This is a genomic window from Kitasatospora sp. MBT66 (assembly GCF_000710405.2).
Classification (GTDB): domain Bacteria; phylum Actinomycetota; class Actinomycetes; order Streptomycetales; family Streptomycetaceae; genus Kitasatospora; species Kitasatospora purpeofusca.
In genome coordinates, this window is the sequence record NZ_JAIY01000003.1 from 136,076 (window position 1) to 152,859 (window position 16,784).

General features: G+C 76.0%; 13 protein-coding genes. 6 read left to right on the top strand and 7 right to left on the bottom strand.

The genetic code is table 11. The annotated features are described in order from the left end of the window. The coding region (locus BI06_RS50220) for a nitrate- and nitrite sensing domain-containing protein (protein ID WP_082558311.1) at window positions 1-3,009 on the bottom strand (3,009 nt) is incomplete at its 3' end. Window positions 3,010-3,532: 523 nt separating this feature from the next. Between BI06_RS50220 and BI06_RS02630 the strand changes: the two genes are divergently transcribed. Further along, window positions 3,533-4,021, top strand: coding sequence for a YbaK/EbsC family protein (locus tag BI06_RS02630; protein ID WP_043464760.1), 489 nt, complete (start codon window positions 3,533-3,535; stop codon window positions 4,019-4,021). Between the two features lie 37 nt (window positions 4,022-4,058). Here the strand turns inward: BI06_RS02630 and BI06_RS02635 are convergent, their stop codons facing one another. Together BI06_RS02635 and BI06_RS02640 are read right to left on the bottom strand one after the other, a co-directional pair. Next, on the bottom strand, window positions 4,059-4,598 hold the full coding sequence (locus BI06_RS02635) for a GNAT family N-acetyltransferase (RefSeq protein ID WP_043464763.1): 540 nt from the start codon (window positions 4,596-4,598) through the stop codon (window positions 4,059-4,061). A gap of 276 nt (window positions 4,599-4,874) precedes the next feature. After that, entirely contained in the window at window positions 4,875-6,332 is a 1,458-nt protein-coding gene (locus tag BI06_RS02640) for an MFS transporter (protein ID WP_078879630.1), read from the bottom strand. A 127-nt stretch (window positions 6,333-6,459) separates the two neighbouring features. Between BI06_RS02640 and BI06_RS02645 the strand changes: the two genes are divergently transcribed. After that, a complete protein-coding gene (locus tag BI06_RS02645) occupies window positions 6,460-7,155 on the top strand; it encodes a helix-turn-helix domain-containing protein (protein ID WP_082558215.1) in 696 nt (231 codons plus the stop codon). 66 nt (window positions 7,156-7,221) lie between these two features. On the opposite strand, the gene BI06_RS02650 is transcribed toward BI06_RS02645, so the two are convergent. After that, complete coding sequence (locus tag BI06_RS02650; RefSeq protein ID WP_043464765.1) at window positions 7,222-8,382, bottom strand: NAD(P)-binding protein; 1,161 nt, start codon at window positions 8,380-8,382, stop codon at window positions 7,222-7,224. Between the two features lie 282 nt (window positions 8,383-8,664). On the opposite strand from BI06_RS02650, the gene BI06_RS02655 reads away from it, so the two are divergent. The 3 genes from BI06_RS02655 (at window position 8,665) to BI06_RS02665 (ending at window position 12,209) form a co-directional block, all read left to right on the top strand. Further along, window positions 8,665-9,792 (top strand): tyrosine-protein phosphatase, encoded by a 1,128-nt coding sequence (locus BI06_RS02655; protein WP_051740150.1) that lies wholly within the window; start codon window positions 8,665-8,667, stop codon window positions 9,790-9,792. A gap of 109 nt (window positions 9,793-9,901) precedes the next feature. After that, window positions 9,902-10,600 carry a helix-turn-helix domain-containing protein gene (locus tag BI06_RS02660; protein ID WP_082558216.1) on the top strand — a complete coding sequence of 233 codons (699 nt, stop codon included), beginning with the start codon at window positions 9,902-9,904 and terminating at the stop codon, window positions 10,598-10,600. Between the two features lie 100 nt (window positions 10,601-10,700). Further along, complete coding sequence (locus tag BI06_RS02665; RefSeq protein WP_043464768.1) at window positions 10,701-12,209, top strand: glycosyltransferase family 39 protein; 1,509 nt, start codon at window positions 10,701-10,703, stop codon at window positions 12,207-12,209. Between the two features lie 68 nt (window positions 12,210-12,277). On the opposite strand, the gene BI06_RS02670 is transcribed toward BI06_RS02665, so the two are convergent. Both BI06_RS02670 and BI06_RS55025 read right to left on the bottom strand, forming a co-directional pair. After that, window positions 12,278-12,739 (bottom strand): hypothetical protein, encoded by a 462-nt coding sequence (locus BI06_RS02670; RefSeq protein WP_043464771.1) that lies wholly within the window; start codon window positions 12,737-12,739, stop codon window positions 12,278-12,280. 100 nt (window positions 12,740-12,839) lie between these two features. Beyond that, the gene (locus BI06_RS55025) at window positions 12,840-14,306 is read right to left on the bottom strand and encodes a LuxR C-terminal-related transcriptional regulator (protein ID WP_082558217.1); all 1,467 of its coding nucleotides are present in this window, start codon (window positions 14,304-14,306) and stop codon (window positions 12,840-12,842) included. A 178-nt stretch (window positions 14,307-14,484) separates the two neighbouring features. Here BI06_RS55025 and BI06_RS02680 point away from each other — a divergent pair, with 178 nt between their 5' ends. Continuing rightward, on the top strand, window positions 14,485-15,438 hold the full coding sequence (locus BI06_RS02680) for an NADP-dependent oxidoreductase (protein WP_051740152.1): 954 nt from the start codon (window positions 14,485-14,487) through the stop codon (window positions 15,436-15,438). A gap of 39 nt (window positions 15,439-15,477) precedes the next feature. Here BI06_RS02680 and BI06_RS02685 read toward each other — a convergent pair whose 3' ends face one another. Further along, window positions 15,478-16,770: a PP2C family protein-serine/threonine phosphatase gene (locus tag BI06_RS02685; protein WP_043464775.1), complete on the bottom strand. Its 1,293-nt coding sequence runs from the start codon at window positions 16,768-16,770 to the stop codon at window positions 15,478-15,480. Between the last annotated feature and the right edge of the window lie 14 nt (window positions 16,771-16,784).

Consider the following 16,784-nt stretch of genomic DNA (forward strand, 5'->3'; position numbering starts at 1 on the left):
CGGCGGGCGCGGGAACGGGCCCTCGGCGGGGCCGGACCCGGGTGCGCCGCCGGTCGCGTCGCCGAAGCCGGGTCCGAAGCCGGTGCCCGTCCCGGCCCCGGGGTACGGGGTGCGGGGCGGCGGCGGGACGCGCAGCTCGGCGGCCAGGCTGGCCTGGCGCACCCGCTGGGGCAGCGGCGGCTGGAGACCGCCGGTCGGGGCGCCCGGGGCGTCGGCCGGGGGGTCGGCCGGTGCGACGGCGGACCCGGGGAGCGGGTGCGCCGGCTGCCCGTCGTGCTGCCGCCGCTCCGCCAGCCGGTAGTGGTCGGCGGGCCGGTACTGCTCGTCGGCGTACGGCGCCTCGGCGGGCATCACCGTCGCGTAGGCGATGTCCGGGTAGGCGGGAGGGGCGTCCCCGGCGGAGCGGGGGGAGGCGTCGTAGGGCTGCCCGTCGTAGCCGTGGCCGCCGTCGGCGGGGGCCGGCGAACCGTGCTCGACCGGCTGGCCGTGCTCGGCCGACGGGTGCAGGTACCCGTCCGCCCCGATGCCGGGGAAGGCGCCGTCGCGGCCGTCGAAGGCGTCGGGTCCGCCGTAGGCGTCCGAGTCGGGCCCGCCGAAGAGGTCGCGGGCGCCGAAGGCGTCCTGCCCGGGGAAGGCACCGTGCTCCGGGAAGCCGTCCTGGGTCCCGAAGTCGTCCGGCTTCCCGAAGTCGATCCGGACCGGGGCGCCGAGGAGTTCGTCGTCCGACGGGGGCACGTACTCGACGTACCCGAACGCCTGGGCCTGGGAGGGCGCCTGGGCGCCGGAGGCCGCGCCGGGGGTGACGACGGGGGCGCTGCCGGGGGAGAACCAGTCGCCGCCGGGCCGGTCGGGGTGCGGGGCGGCGTCCGCGTGGGCCGCGCGCTCCTCCTCCTCGTCCACCGCGACGACCGCCGAGGAGGTCGTGGTGTCCGCCGCCGGCACGGTCTCCGTCGTGGCCGGGGCCGGGGACGCCGGGGAAGGCATCTCGGTCACCGAGGCGAGCGGCACGGCCGCCTGGGCCCGGTCCGCCGGCCGCTGCCGCCGGGCGAGCGGGATCGGCTTGACCGCCGCGTGGTCCGGCAGGCCGGAGTCGCCGTCGAGGATCAGCTCGCCGGGGACGAGCACGACCACCCTGGTCCCGCCGAACGCCGACGGGCGGAACTCGATCTGCAGGCCGATCGCCGACGCCAGCCGGGCCACCACGTGGAAGCCGAGGCGGATGTCGTCGCCGCGCGCCAGCATGTCCGTCCGGGGCGGCTCGTCCGCGAGCGCGGCGGCCATCAGGGCGTTGGCCGTGTCGTACTGCTCGGGTTCCATGCCCAGGCCGCGGTCCTCGATCTCGATCGCGAGCCCGCGGCCGACCACGGCCGCCCGGACGTCGACCGGCGTCGGCGGCTTGGAGAAGCTCGCCGCGTTCTCCATCAGCTCGGCGACCACGTGCGCGATCGGGCCGACCGCGCGCTCGGAGAGCCACGGGTGGCCCTCGACGTCCAGCACGATCCGGCGGTACTCCTGGACCTCGCCCTGCGCGGCGCGCAGCACGTCCAGCAGCGGCACCGGCTTGCGCCACTTCCGCTGCGGCTGGCCGCCGGCCATGATGACCAGGTTCTCCTCGTAGCGGCGCAGGCGGGCGGTCAGGTGGTCGAGGTCGAACAGGCCCTCCAGCACCTCCGGGTCCTCGTGCCGCCGCTCCAGGGCGTCCAGCTTGCGCAGCTGCTGACCGATCAGCAGCTGGGTGCGGCGGGCGATCCGCTGGAGCAGCCGCTCGAAGCCCCGGTGCTGCTCGGCCTGCCGGACGGCGGCCCCCAGCGCGGAGGTGCGGGCGAGGTTCATGGCCTGGCCGAGCTGCGCCAGCTCGTCGCCGCCGCGGGCGTGCGCCCCGGCGGTGATCGCCCGGCTCTCCGCCTCGACGTCCACCTGCTCGCCGCGCGACAGCCGCTCCACCACCTCGGGCAGGGTGTGCTCCATGTCCTGGGCCTGGGCGTGCAGGTCGTTGATCCGGCGGCGCAGCGAGCGGGTCAGCCGCCAGCTGGCGAGGACCACGACGATCACCGCGAGCAGACCGATCACGGAGGTCAGCGCGACCCGGGTGAGCAGCGAGAGGATCGAGCCCTTGCCGACCTCGACCACGCCCTCGGTACGGGTCTCGATGACCTTCACCAGCTGCGGGTTTACCTGGTCGACGGCCTGCCGCCACTGGTCCTGGAGCTGCGGGAGCCGGACGGTGCCGGTGGCGTCGGCGACGGCCGGGCGGGTGAGCGCCTGCTCGACGGCGGCCTTGGCCTGCCAGGCCGGACCGCTCATCAGCTCGGACCAGGCGGCCCGCTCGTCGGCCGGCACATAGGGCACGACCTGGACGGTGAACAGGTGCTCCTGGGCGCCGATCGCCTGCTGCACGAGCTGGTAGTCGGAGGCGCTGAGCTTGCCGGACGGCCAGCCCCGGGCCAGGATCGCGTCCTCGCGGGCCAGCATCTCCTTGGCCCAGAAGGAGTTGACCAGGGTCTTGGAGATCCAGGTGACCTCACCGGTGTCGACATGGCTGAGCGCGGTGAACAGGCGCAGGTCGACCGCGATCAGGTCGGTGTAGTACGCGTAGACGCCCTGCTGGTCGGCGGTGCCCTTGTCGACGAGGGCCCGCTGGTCGCCCAGCTTCTCCATCGCGCGCCGGGCCTCGGCGACGGCCGTGCGCACCTCGGCGGGCGCGCTGTCGGCGGTCTCGCCGGACAGGGTCTGGAACTTCTCCACGGCCTCGTCGGTCAGCTGGCGCTGGCGCTTCAGCTGGTCGGCGACGCTGCCGGGCCGGGAGAGCGCCTCGGCGCTGAGCCGGCGCTCCTCCTGGAGGTTGTAGTAGACGATGTTGGACGGCTGTCCCGCCTTCTGTGCCAGCAGGCCCTGGGCGGCCAGACGCTGGAAGTCGAAGAAGGTTACGCCGCTGGTGACCGCCCAGAGGGCGGCCAGGGCGATGCTGGGGACGAGGGCCAGGACGAGCAGTGCCGTCCGCAGCGACAGGCGCGGTCGACGCCTGCGGGGGGCCTTCGGCGTCGGGGGCCGCCGATTCGCACGCGCGCGCAGAGCTGACTCCTTGGGACTGGCCGGTCTGCCTGCGAGGGTCGGACCGTCCGGGGCACGGGCTTTATGACGAAGCGATACTAGTCATACGGTGTGTTAGGAGTGAAAGCCCGTTCGATCTTCGGACAGTGCACACACAAGTCCTTAACATCGCGGTAGCACGCGGTTCATGCCCGCACCGGGTCTCCCGGTGGTGTTCCGACACCCCTCCGGAGCTGGTCGGACGGTGTCCGCCGGCTCCGCCCGCCCCGTTGCCGGGAAGCGGCCGTCGGAGGAAGAACGGGAGGGCCCCCGGCGGAGGTTCACGTCCGGGGTTCGAGCCCCGGGGATCATGTCCGGGGCTCGCGGCAGGGGTTCGCGTTCGGGGGATCACGTCCGGGGGTTCGCGTCCGGGGGATCACGTCCGGATCCGCGGCCTCGCCGCTCGGCGTCCGGAGGGGTGGGGGTGGGGCAGGATGGTGCCATGACCGACGACAGCCTGCCCGCCCGCAGCCGGGCGGTGGCCGACGCACTCGCCGGGGCCGGACTGCCCGGCGAGGTCCGCGTCCTGCCGGACTCCGCCCGCACCGCCGCCGAGGCCGCCACGGCCCTGGGCTGCGAGGTCGGCGCCATCGCCAACAGCCTGGTGTTCATCTGCGACGGCGCGCCGCTGCTTGTGATGACCAGCGGCGCCCACCGCGTCGACACCGGCCATCTCGCCCGTGAACTGGGCACCGGCCCGATCACCCGGGCGAGCGCCGCGCAGGTCCGGGAGGCCACCGGCCAGGCCATCGGGGGAGTCGCCCCGGTCGGCCACCCCGCGCCGCTGCGCACGGTGGTGGACACCGCCCTCGCGGGCCACGCCCTGCTGTGGGCGGCCGCCGGGCACCCGCACACCGTGGTGCCGATGACGTACGGGGAACTGCTGGAGCTGACCGGCGGCACCCCGTTGACGGTGGTGCCGCCGGCGTAGCGGACCCGGGGTTGCCCCCGGGCCCGCCGGGAAGGTGCTACGCGATGCCGAAGGCGGCGGCCCAGCGGGCCGTGCCGGACGGCAGCGGGTGGCGGGCCGGGTCCAGGCTCAGGGCCATCCACGCCTCGTCCGGCGCGTCGACGGTGAGCGTGATGCCGTGCTCCGAGGCCCGGCCGAAGCCGAACCTCGGGTAGTAGGACGGGTGCCCGAGCAGGATCACGAACCGCTCGCCCCGGGCGCGGGCGGCGTCGAGTCCGGCGCGCACGAGGGCGGAGCCGGCGCCGGAGCGCTGGTGGTCGGGGTGTACGGAGACCGGAGCCATCGCGAGTGCCGGGGTGTCGCCGATGAAGGCGCGGGTGAGCAGCACATGGCCGACCGGGTCGGCCCCGGCCCCGGCGGCGGCGACGATCGACAGACCGTCGATCCACGCCTCGTCGGCGCGCAGGGCCTCGACGAGATCGGCCTCGGACGGCCGCCCGAAGGCGGCGACCGTCAGCTCGTGGACGGCCGGGAGGTCGTGGGGCTGCTCGACCCGGGTGTGCCAGGAGGAAGCGGGCGAGGAAGCGGAAGAAGACATGGGAGTCCCTTGGAGAAGGGGCCCCGGAGAGCGAAGGGCGTCAGACCGGGACCCGGGAGGTGAGAACAGTCCGGGTGCCGCGCAGCACGTGCGCAGCGGCTGTCACCGCGACCACAATTCACCTTCCCTGTCTCCGTAGCGGACTTCGCGCGAGCTCGAACGGCCGGTGGGCCGGGCTCGACGATCGACCGTAACACGGGCCCCGGACGGGGCGCGAAGGGTTTTCCGCGCCCGCCCCGGGCACCCGTTCGCCGCCGCGGTGCCCTGCTGCGGTGCTCAGCGGCGGCGGGCGGCGCGGGCGACCACGAGCAGGAACAGGCCGCAGGCCGTGACCACCACCCAGCCGGTCCGGGAGGCGGCGGTGAGGCCGTCCGGGGCCGCACCCGCGACCAGTCCGCCGGCGATCGCGATGCCCACCGCCGAACCGAGCTGGCGGGCCGTGGAGGTGATGGCCCCGGCCACCCCCGCGCGGTCCGCCGGGAGCCCGCCCACGGCGGTGTTGGTGATCGGCGCGTTGGCGAAGCCGAAGCCGACACCGAGCAGCAGCAGGGCGAGCAGCAGGCCGGGCAGGTCCGCCGCGCCGGACAGGCCGCCCGCGCCGTGCGGGGCGTCGTCGACCAGGAACGCCCGGACCAGCAGCAGCGCCCCGCCGGCCGTGGTGGACCAGGCCGCGAGCAGCAGCGGCCGCCGCGGCCCGCCCCGGCCCACCAGCAGGCCGGACAGCGGCGCGCACACAGTCGCGCCCAGCGCCATCGGCAACGAGGCCAGCCCGGCGGCCAGCGGCGTCCACCCCCGGGCGTGCTGGAGCTGGAAGGTGGTGAGCAGCAGGGTCACCGTCAGTGCGACGAACACCGCCACCGCGCCCAGCGCGGCCGTACTGAACGCCGGCCGCCGGAACAGCGCGAGGTCCATCAGCGGTTCCTCCCGGCCGCGTTCGGCGAGCACGAATCCGGCGGTCGCCGCCGCGGCCGCCGCGTACCCGGCGAGCGCCCAGGGCGAGCCCCACCCGATCCGCGGACCCTCGATCAGCACGGCCACCGTCGCGCACACCGCGAGGGTCAGCAGGAGCTGGCCGGGCAGGTCCGGGCGGCGGGCCCGGGGCGCGCGGGATTCCGGCACGAAGCGGGCGCTCAGCAGCACGGCCACCAGCACCACCGGCACGTTCACCCAGAACACCGAGCGCCAGCCGAGGGCCGCGACCAGCGCGCCGCCGGTGACCGGCCCGGCCGCCATGCTCAGTCCGAACACCGACGCCCAGACCCCGATCGCCCGGGCCCGCTCCCGGGGGTCGGGCATCGCGTTCACCACGATCGCCAGCGCCACCGGGCTGAGCATCGACGCGCCCACCCCCTGGAGGGCGCGCGCCGCGACCAGCGCGCCGGCCGAGGGCGCGAGCGCGCACACCAGCGAGGCGAGGCCGAAGACGACCAGCCCGCACTGGAAGACCCGGCGGCGTCCGAACCGGTCCGCGAGCGCCCCGGCCGAGATCAGCAGGCTGGCCAGGACCACGGTGTAGGCGTCCACGATCCATTCCAGGTCGCGGGTGCCGACGCCCAGCCCGTGCCCGATCGCGGGCAGGCCGACGTTGACGATCGTGGTGTCCAGGCCGACCAGGAACAGGCTCAGCGCGCAGACCGCGAGCACGGTCCACCGCCGGCGCGCGCTCAGCGGGGGAGGGGCGGGGGCCGCGGCGGCCGCGGTGGTCGCGGTCGCGGTTTCGGGGGAGGTGGTCATGGGGCGCCTTCCGGTCGGAACACGGGTACGGGTCGTGCTGGTGACCGCCATGTTCGGACCGGCGGCGGGCGGCGGCCCAGGGTCCTTGCGGAAACCGCAAAACGGCGGACGGGGCAGAATCGCCCCCATGGACGCCGCCCCCTCCGATTCCGCCGATTCCGCCGGATCCAGCGACCCCGCCGACCCCGTCGAGCCGGACCGCCCCGCCGGGCCCGACCGCCCGGTCGAGGCGGACACCACGCCCGTCGCGACCGACGACGTCCAGGGGATCGTGGCCGCCATCGGGCCCCGGCTGCGCGCGCTGCGGCTCGGCCGGGGCCTCACCCTGGACGCGCTGGCCGCGATCACCGGGATCTCGGTGAGCACCCTCTCCCGGCTGGAGTCCGGCCACCGCCGCCCCACCCTCGACCTGCTCATTCCGCTCGCCCGCGCCCACCGCGTCGCCCTGGACCACCTGATCGCCGCCCCCGCGACCGGCGACCCGCGCCTCCACCTCCGGCCCCGCCACCGGGACCCCGGCAGCGTCCTCGTCCCGCTCACCCAGTACCCGGGCCGGGTGCAGGTCTTCAAGCAGGTCCTGGCCCCGCGCGAACCCCGGCTCGTCAGCCACGTCGGCTACGAGTGGCTCTACGTCCTCGCGGGCGAGCTCCGCCTCCTCGTCGGCGACCGCGACCTCACCCTCCACCCGGGCGACGCCGCCGAGTTCGACACCGCCGAACCCCACTGGTTCGGCCCCGCGGGCACCGAGGCGGTCGAGATCCTCCACCTCTTCGGCCCGCACGGCGACCAGGCCGTGCTGCGCACCGGCACGGCCGCGGGGTAGCGGGGCGGGTTCCGGGGGTCCCGCACCGGAAGTCGGCGGGTCCGACCTCCGGTGCGGGGAGGTGCCTCAGTGGGTGAACTGCCGGGCGGGGTGGTGGCCGAGGGCGAGGGAGACGGCTTCGAGGGCGCTGCTGAAGGAGACCTCGCTCAGCACGCCCGGTGCGGCGACCTGGTCGCCGACCAGGTGGACGCCGTCGCCCCGGTCGACGGCGGGACGGTCGCGCCAGGTGGTCCCGGGGCGGTCCACGGCGCCGGTGCGGCCGGTGGCCACGGCGGTGCGGCGCCACCGCACACGGTCGGACCAGCCCTTGAAGCCCAGGTCCAGCAGGTGCTCGGCCCGGGCCAGGCCGGACTCCCTCGACTCGTCCGGGGCGAGCGGCAGCTGAGCCTGGACCAGCTGTTCGCCGGTCGGCGCCAGGCCGGCGTCCTGGGTGGTGAACCGCTCCACCCAGCCGGTGCCGTCGAGGTCCGAGACGAAGAAGGCGTCGCCGCGCCGCGACCGCAGCGCCACGTCGAGCAGCAGCGTCCGGCCGCTCTCGCCCCGCAGGTCCGGGTCGCCGAGCAGCCGGCGCGCCGACTCCAGGGAGGTCGCGACGATCACCGGGTCGCCGGTGGTCGGCAGCGCCTCCAGTCGCGAACCCGTCTCGATCCGCACGCCCAGCTCCTGCGCCCGGGCCGCCATCCGGTCGATCACCGACTGCCAGCCGCCCACCGGGTAGACGGCCTCCGGCGGCAGGCTCGCGGCCCGGTGCAGCCGCTCCTGGGTGAACGCCGCCGACAGCAGGCCGGGCGCGTGGTGGAAGGTCGCGACGGCCGCGAAGTTGGCGGCCGCCCGCGCGGTCCGCTCGCCCGCCACCTCGGTCGCCCAGCCCAGGAAGGTCCGGCCGACGGGCGCGTCCCGGCGGGCCGCGAGCCGGGAGACCGCGAGCGGCGGCAGCGCCCGCAGCCGGCCGTCGAGCAGGTAGCGCATCCGCGGCAGCGCGGTCAGCGGGACCCTCGCGAGCGGTCCGACCAGCCCGCGCCGCCGCAGCCAGGCCCAGTGCGGGCCGCGCCGGTAGAAGGCGTGCGGGCCTTCGTTGGTCCGGTACGGCGCCGGGGCGGTGCGGGCCCGGCCGCCCAGTGTCCGGTGCGCCTCGTGCAAGGTCACCTCGACGCCGGCCTCCGCCGCCGAGACTGCCGCCGTCAGACCGCCGAAGCCGCCGCCGATGATGGTGATCCGCCGTGCCATGTCCCCGTCCTCCGTGCTCGTTCGCGTCCGACCGTCCGGACCCCCGGGCCCCGACCGTCGTTGTCGCGAGGGAGACGACGCAGTGCCGCCGGATGTGACAGCCGGTCGGCGATCGGTGCCGCCGGTCGCGCGGTGACCTCGATCACAGCGCGGCGGCCGGCCGCGGCGACCGGGCTCGTGCGAGGCTCGCAGGGCTGTTCACCAGGACGTTCAACAAGTTGTTGCCATCACGCCATCCGGCGGCCACAGGGTGACACTCCGCGCTGCCTAGCGTGCCGGGCCATGACCATCTCCCACACCCGGCTGACCGCGGCCGTGGCGCTGACCGGTGCCCTCGTCCTCGGCACCCCCGCGCTGGCCGTCGCCGCCCCGGCCGCCGGTTCCGCCTCCGCCGACACCTCGGCCTCTGCCCCGGCCGTCGCCCGGCACGCGATCCCCTTCACCGTGGCCACCGTCACCCAGCAGGCCGACGGCAGCTTCACCCTGACGTGGGCCGCCCCGGGCGCCCGCAACGTCACCGTCTACGCCGGCACCGACGCGGACGACATCCGCCACCGCAAGGCCGTCGCCAAGGGCGCGGGCTCCGCCACGGTCACGGTCACCGGCCTGGCCGCCGCCGACCGCTGGTTCTTCGAGCTGGTCCCGGACCGGGGCGCGCCGCTGGTCGTCGCCGACCGCTCGCTGCACCTCGCCTCCGCGCCGAACTTCCGTGACGCGGGCGGCTACCGCACCGCCGACGGCCAGTGGGTGCGGATGGGCGTCGTCTACCGCTCCGGCGACCTCTCCAAGCTGACGGACCAGGACCTCGCCAAGCTCCGCCGCCTCGGCGTCCGCACCGTCTTCGACCTGCGCACCCCCGGGGAGCAGAAGACCGCCCCCGACCGCATCCCGGCCGGTGCCACCGCCGTGAACGCCAATGTGCTGGGCGTCGCCGACACCGGCGCGTTCAACGTCACCAGCCCGCAGGCCGCCGTCCAGGCCATGGTCGACGCCGAGCGCACCATGATCTCCGCCGACAGCGCCCGCACCGCCTACCACTCGGTGCTCAACGCCCTGGTCGAGCGGAACGACGAAAACGTGCTCTTCCACTGCACCGCCGGCAAGGACCGCACCGGTTGGGCCTCCGCCGCCCTGCTCACCGCGCTCGGCGTGCCGCGCGGGACCGTCGAGGCCGACTACCTCGCCAGCAACACCTACCGCGCCGCCGAGATCGCGGCCACCCTCGCCCAGCTGCCGCCGGCCTACCAGGCGATCTACAAGCCGCTGCTGGACGTCCGGTCCGAGTACCTGGCCGCCGGGTTCGACGAGGTGCAGCGGAAGTTCGGCTCCTTCGACGCCTACCTCAAGTCCGGCCTGGGCCTGGACAAGCGGGACCTGCACGACCTGCGCAGCCAGCTGCTCGTCGGCTGACGACGCGCGCCCGGCGTCCCGCCGGGGCGGGCACCCGGGAGCACCGGGCCGCCCGCCCCGGCGGGACACCGCGTTGCCGGAACCGGGACGCCCTGGTTCGATCGTCCGTATGGACCAGGAATCCGCCGCCGCCCCCGACCCCGTCTCCGACCCCGACCCCGTCTCCGACCCCGCCCCCGACCACGCCTCCGCCGCCGACGACCCCGCCGGCGCCGCCGCCGCCTCGGCCCCGGCCATCGCGGCCACCCTGCGCCAGATCGGCCCCCGGCTGCGCCGGCTGCGCGAGCGCAAGGACCTGTCCCTGGCCGACCTGAGCCAGGCCACCGGCATCTCCAAGAGCACGCTCTCCCGGCTGGAGTCCGAGCAGCGCAAACCGAGCCTCGAACTCCTGCTGCCCATCGCCGCCGCGCTCGCCGTCCCGCTGGACGAGATCGTCGCCGCCCCGCGCGTCCAGGACCCGAGGGTGCACCAGCACCCGGGCCGGGCCGACGGGCGGACCTTCGTGCCGCTCTCCCGCCACCGCACCGAGCCCCGCGCGTTCAAGATCCTGATCCCGGCCGCCCACCACACCCCCACCCTCGCCACCCACACCGGCCACGAGTGGCTCTACGTGCTCTCCGGCCGCCTCCGGCTGCTGCTCGGCGAGCACGACGTCGTCCTCGCGCCCGGCGAGGCGGCCGAGTTCGACTGCCAGAACCCGCACTGGTTCGGCTCCACCGGGACGGGCGACGTGGAGGTCCTGAGCCTCTTCGGCAAGCAGGGCGAACGCCTCCACCTGCGCGCCCGCACCCGCCCGAAGGAGTCCTGAGCCGACCCCGGTGCCCCCGGTGCCGGAGCGGTGCCGGACCGGTACCGGAAGTCGGCCGCGACGACTTCCCGCGCCGCCGCGGGACTGTCACACTCCCCTCGTGAACACACGGGGGTTGTTCGCGCCGAAGCCGTTCGCCCGGGGGCCGGTCGCCGCCGTCGCGGCCGGGGTCGCCACGCTGCAGATCGCGGTGGCGGGCCGGTACGGCTTCCACCGCGACGAGTTGTACTTCCTGAACGCCGGTCGCCACCCCGCCTGGGGATATGTCGACCAACCGCCGCTCACCCCGCTGCTCGGGCGGGTGTCCACGGCGCTGTTCGGCGGCGGACCGGGCGACGGGCCGATCGGCCTGCGGATCCTGCCCGCCCTGCTCTGCGCCGCCACCGTCGTCCTGGTGGCCCTGCTGGCGCGGGAGTTGGGCGGTGGACGGGCCGCGCAGCTGCTCGCCGCCGGTGCCGCGGCCTGCTCGGCGTTCGTGCTCGCGGTCGGGCACCTGCTCAACACCGCCACCTTCGACCTGTGCGCCTGGCTCCTGGTCTGCCTGCTCGCCCTGCGGCTGCTGCGCACCGGGGACGGCCGCTGGTGGCTCGCCGTCGGCGCGGCCACCGGGGTTGCGCTGCTGAACAAGGACCTCGTCCTGCTGCTGGCCGCCGCGCTCGTGCCCGCCGTGCTGCTGGTCGGGCCGCGCGGGGTGCTGCGCGGGTGGTGGCCGGTGGCGGGCCTGGCCGTCGCCGCGGCGGTCGCGCTGCCGAACCTGTGGTGGCAGGCCGCGCACGGCTGGCCCGAACTGACCGTCGCCGGCGGCATCAGCGGGCAGGACGGCGCGGAGAACCGGCTGCTCCTCGTGCCGATGCAGTTCCTCTACCTGTCGCCCGTCCTGGTGCCCGTCTGGCTGGCCGGATTCCGGCGGCTGCGCCGGGACGCCGAACTCGCCTGGGCGAAGCCCTTCGCGGTCGTCCACCCGCTGCTGTGCCTGCTGGTGCTGGCGAGCGGCGGCAAGCCGTACTACGCGCTGCCCGCGCTGCTGGTGCTGACGGCGGCCGGCTGCGAACCGGTCGCCCGGCGGCTGACGGCGGCCGGACCGCGCCGGATCCGGTCGTTCGCGGGTGCGCTGGCCCTGGGCGCGGCGGTGAACCTGGTCATCACCCTGCCCCTCCTCCCGGCCCGGCTGACCCCGGCCGTCGGCTGGATCTACCAGGAGCAGGGCGAACAGATCGGCTGGCCCGAACTCGCCGCGGCCGCCGCCGCGGGCTGGCGCACCGTCCCGCCCGAACTCCGCGACCGGGCCGTGGTGTTCGCCGTCAACTACGGAGAGGCGGGCGCGCTCGCCCTCTACGGCCCGGCGCTCGGCCTCCCGGCGCCGTACTCGGGCCACATGAGCCTCGCCGACTGGGGGCCGCCGCCGGACACCCGGGACGGTCCGGTCCTGCTCGTCCACCCGGAGGGATTCCCGGACGTGGAGCGGTACTTCACCGACTGCCGCCAGGTCGCCCGGGTCGACAACGGCCACGGTGTGCGCAACGAGGAGCAGCACGCACCGGTCCTGGTCTGCCCGGGACCGCACCGGCCGTGGTCCGCGCTCTGGCCCGAACTGCGCCGCTACTACTGAGGGTTCCGCCGGGCCGGGGCGCCCGGCCCGGGCAATCCCCTCAGATGTCCCCGATCACCTGCCCCCGATCACCTGCCCCCGAGCCGTTCATGGAGGTCCTCGGCGAACCGCGTCCGGTAGACGCCGTGCACGATGGCCCCGGGAGACTGGTAGCCCCGGTGCCCGGGGTCCGAGACCTCCCCGTCCCAGGGCGTCACGACGTCCGGAAGCAGCGGAGCACGCCCCAGGTACATCCGGGCGGCCTCCTCCAGTGGCAGGTCACCCTCGACCACCGAGCTCCACAGCCCGCGGCCCTGCCCGACCACCCACAGGCACAGGTCCTCGGTGCTGTCCTCGGACCAGACCTCCCCGTCCACGCTCACGCCTTCGGAGAAGTCGGCCAGCGACTCCGCCGCGGACTCGTAGGCGAGCGCGAACGCCTCCAGTGCCTCCCGCGGCCGGGACCCGAGCCACGCCTCCAGGGCGGACAGGCGCGGTCGGGTCGATTCCAGGACCTCCCAGAACCCCTCGGAGACATGGTCCGGTCCCATCGCGGCTCCTGTGTCGACGGCTGCGGTACGCGCCCGACCGTACCGCGCGGCGGAGTTCCCCGGACGCTCCCGGGCCCGGTCGGGGCCCGGTCGGGGCGGCTCAGGAGGCGGCGTGCAGGGTGGTCGGCGTGCACGCGGCCGGGGTGGCCGGCAGGCCGGCCCGGTGGGCGAGGGCGGCGGCCTCGCCCCGGGAGCCCACCTCCAACTTGGCCAGGATGTTCGCCACATGGAACTTCACCGTCGACTCGCTGATGTGCAGGGCGGCGGCGATCTCCCGGTTGCGGCGGCCCAGGGCCAGCTGGTCCAGGACCTCCAACTCCCGTGGCTGAAGGCCCTCCAGCGGCCGGGCCGCGCCGATCGGCCCGGCCGGGGCGTGCAGCGGCAGGTCGACCGTCACCGCGGTGCCCCAGCCCGGGACCGCCTCGACCGTCAACCGGCCCGCCAGCGCGGCGATCCGGTCGGCCGTGCGGTGGACGGCCAGCGCGTCGGCGGTCAGCAGGCCCGGGCCGTCGTCCCGGACCACGGCCCGCAGACCGTCCGCCACGAACTGCCAGCTCACGTGCAGCCGGGTCAGGCCGTCCTGCTCCAGCATCGCGAGCACGGCGGAACGGACGGCGGTGCGGGCGGTGTGCGCGGTGTCGGTGGGCACCGAGCGGTCCCCCTCGGTCGGCGCCAGCAGGTCCAGCCGGACCGGGCTGTGCCGCAGCAACGGCCTCACCACGTCGGCGAGTCGGGCGAAGGCGGTGGCGGCCGGCTCCTCGCTCAGCTCGCGGTCGAGCTCGCCGGCGCTGCGCAGGTCGAGCAGCGCGGTCACGGCCAGCTCGGTGGCGTTGCGCCGGGCGGTGGCGTCGTCCAGTCCGGCGGAGCGCAGCGGCCCGAGGATCGCGGACAGCGCGGAGGCGTGGGCGCCGCTGAGTTCGGCGATCGCCCGGGCCCGGGCACTGGCCGAGGCGCGGGAGGCGGCGGCCTGCGCGGGCGCGGCGTCGACGGCGCGGTGGTGGGAGTGGGTGGTCAGCAGCTCCCACAGCAGCTGGAGCAGACCGAGCGAGCGCTCGGGCAGCGGCTCCAGCAGCTCCACCGGCTTCAGCGGCTCCTTCGCGCGGCCGTCGGCCCGCCCGCCGGTTCGTCCGCGCGGGGCGGCCGGTCCGGTCGCGGCCGCGCGGACCAGCACCAGCAGGGCGCCGTTGCTCCCGGGCGGGGCCGAGGCCACCGCGACCGCCGGGCGCGGGCGCCCGCCGAGCACGGCCTCGCCCTGCCAGGGGCGGCCGGGAGTGACCTCCTGGGCGAGTTGGCCCAGCTCGCTGCCGGTGATCCGGGCGGAAAGCTCCTCGGGACCGACGGCGTTCGCGGGCGAGTAGGTGCAGACGCCGCTGAGCTGCGCCACCGCGAGGTGCGGGACGAGTCCGGCGAGCACCTCGGAGAGCTTGGGCAGGATCGTCACCCGGGGTTCGCGCAGCAGCTCGGCGGCGAGGGCCAGCACTCCCTCGGCGTCGTCCCAGGACCACGCGGCCCCGTGCCCGCTCCCGGACGCCGCCCCGTCGTCGTTCGCACCGCTGTGTTCGACCATGCGGTCCAGCCTAGTCCGCGAGCGCCCGCACCCGCCCGTCCGAACGGCCAGGTGGAACTGTCCGAACAGCCGGCCGGTCGACCGGGCCCGCCGTACCAGGCTGGAGCCCGTCACCAGGACGGCGGCGGCTCCCGGCCCCGGCGTCCCCCCAGATCCGGAAGAACGGTGGAGATCCTCCATGAGCAGCACCCCCGACACCACTGCCCTCGCGACGAAGGCCGTCGGCATCACCGAGTACGGCGCCGCGGACGTCCTGCGGCCGATCGAGGTCGAGGTGCCCGCGCCGGGCCCGGGCCAGGTCCGGGTGGCCGTGCGTGCGGCCGGCGTCAACCCGCTCGACCACAAGGTCCGCTCCGGCGCGCTCACCGAGGTCTTCCCGGTCACCCTCCCGGCCGTGCTCGGCTACGAGATCGCGGGCGTCGTGGAGGCCGTCGGCGCGGACGTCACCGAGTGGCAGCCCGGCGACGAGGTGTTCGGCCAGGTCCGCGGCGGCGGGTACGCGGAGTACGCGCTGGCGGCGGCGGACCAGCTGGTCCGCAAGCCGGCCGGGGTGGACTGGACGGTGGCGGCGGCGCTCCCGGTGGCCGCCGAGACCGCCTGGCGTTCGCTCGACCTGCTGGGCATCGAGCCCGGCCGGACGCTGCTGGTGCACGGGGCGGCCGGCGGTGTCGGCACGCTGGTGCTGCAGTTCGCCCGGTCCCGCGGGATCCGGGTGATCGGCACCGCGAGCGAGGCCAACCACCCGTACCTGCGCGAGCTGGGCGCCGTGCCGGTCGTCTACGGGGAGGGGCTGGCCGAGCGGGTCCGCGCCGCCGCGCCCGAGGGCGTTGACCTGGTGCTGGACCTGGTCGGCGCGGGTGTGCTGCCGCTGTCGATCGAGCTGGCGGGCGGCGCGGAGCACGTGCTGACCATCGCCGACTGGAGCGCCGCGTCGCACGGGGTCCGCTTCACCGCCGGCGACGAGCCGACCGACTACCTCCGCCCGGCGCTGGAGGGTGCGCTCGCGCTCGCCGCCGAGGGCGGCCTGAACCTCCCGCTGCACCGGGTGCTCCCGCTGGCGGAGGCGGCCGAGGCGCAGCGCGAGAGCGAGCGCGGCCATGTCCGGGGCAAGATCGTCCTCACCGTCGGCTGAGGACGCCGAGGACGCCGAGGAACCGGCCGGGGTGGGTACTCACCGGGCCGGTTCCGGGCCCGGCGAGCGGCCGAGGCGCTCGACGACGACCATCGCCGCGTCGTCGTCGAGACGTCCGCCGGCGTGGGCCAGCAGGTCGCGGCGCAGGTGCAGCAGCAGGGCGGCCGGGGATTCGGAGGGGTGGGCGGCGGTCCGTGCGGCGACCCGCTCGGACAGCGGGTAGAACCGCCGCTCGGCGTCGCGGGCCTCGATCACGCCGTCGGTGTAGATCAGCAGCCGGTCGCCGGGCAGGAACGGGAAGTCCTCCACCATGTACGGCGCCGCGACCAGTTCGCCGAGGCCCAGCGGCGGCGAGGTGCGGCGGGGCTCCAGCGCGGTGACCCGGTCGCCGTGCAGGAGCAGCGGCGGGGGGTGGCCGCAGTCGACCAGGCGGACCACCGCGCCGTCGTCCGGGACGTCCAGGACCACGGCGGTGATGAAGGACTCGCCGCTGTCGTCCGTCGGGGTGTCGGCCGGTCCGCCGTCCGGCGGCCCGGTGCCCGGCGGAGCCCCGGTGCCGGCCGGTCCGGCGCGGCGGAACGCGCGCAGGCGCGGCCGGTCGCCGAGGCCGTCCTCGCGCTGCGCGCGCTGCTGCTCGGCGAGCTGGGCGAGGTCCCAGGCGATGCTGCCGTCCAGGTGGCCGACCAGGCCGGGCAGGTCCGGGTACAGGTGCGCGGCCGCCCGGAAGGCGCCCAGCAGCAGCGCCGCGTCGCCGAGCGAGGCCAGCCCCTTGCCCCGGACGTCGCCGACCAGCAGCCGGGTGCCGGTGGCGGTGCGGGCCGCCGCGTAGAGGTCGCCGCCGACCTGGGCCTCGGCCTCGGCGGCCAGGTAGAAGGAGGCGAGGTGCAGCGGCCCGGTCCGGTCGGGCAGCGGGCGCAGCAGGACCCGCTGGGCGGCCTCGGAGACGGAGCGGACCTGTGCCAGCTCGCGTTCGTGCCGGTCGCGCAGCACCCGCAGGGCGACGATCAGCGCCGACACGGCGAGCAGGGCGCCGAGCTGGGTCTCGTGGTTGCCCGTGGTGAGGCCGTCGCGCAGGATGCCGATGACGGTGAGCGCGGCGAGCGAGAGCAGGGCCACCACGGTGGTGGCGCGGGCACCGGCCAGCGACGCGGTGAGCGCGGGGGCGACGATCAGTAGCGGGCCGAGGTGGATGTCCGGCGGGGCGAGCACGTCCACCACCGTGATCACCACGATCAGGGCGAGCGGTACGGCCGTCAGTGCCCGGCGGTCGGGCGGCCAGGACCGGCGGCGCTCGTGGGAACGCCGGTCGTCGGGAGGCTGCCGGAGTGGCACCTCTCCTCTGTACA

Excerpts from the sequence above, each read along its gene's own strand:
- BI06_RS02645 (WP_082558215.1), top strand. The coding sequence starts at position 6,460 with ATGGACGCCGCCCCCTCCGATTCCGCCGATTCCGCCGGATCCAGCGAC.
- BI06_RS02650 (WP_043464765.1), bottom strand. The coding sequence starts at position 8,382 with ATGGCACGGCGGATCACCATCATCGGCGGCGGCTTCGGCGGTCTGACG.
- BI06_RS55025 (WP_082558217.1), bottom strand. The coding sequence starts at position 14,306 with ATGGTCGAACACAGCGGTGCGAACGACGACGGGGCGGCGTCCGGGAGC.
- BI06_RS02635 (WP_043464763.1), bottom strand. The coding sequence starts at position 4,598 with ATGTCTTCTTCCGCTTCCTCGCCCGCTTCCTCCTGGCACACCCGGGTC.
- BI06_RS02655 (WP_051740150.1), top strand. The coding sequence starts at position 8,665 with ATGACCATCTCCCACACCCGGCTGACCGCGGCCGTGGCGCTGACCGGT.
- BI06_RS02670 (WP_043464771.1), bottom strand. The coding sequence starts at position 12,739 with ATGGGACCGGACCATGTCTCCGAGGGGTTCTGGGAGGTCCTGGAATCG.
- BI06_RS02660 (WP_082558216.1), top strand. The coding sequence starts at position 9,902 with ATGGACCAGGAATCCGCCGCCGCCCCCGACCCCGTCTCCGACCCCGAC.
- BI06_RS02630 (WP_043464760.1), top strand. The coding sequence starts at position 3,533 with ATGACCGACGACAGCCTGCCCGCCCGCAGCCGGGCGGTGGCCGACGCA.
- BI06_RS02640 (WP_078879630.1), bottom strand. The coding sequence starts at position 6,332 with ATGACCACCTCCCCCGAAACCGCGACCGCGACCACCGCGGCCGCCGCG.
- BI06_RS02680 (WP_051740152.1), top strand. The coding sequence starts at position 14,485 with ATGAGCAGCACCCCCGACACCACTGCCCTCGCGACGAAGGCCGTCGGC.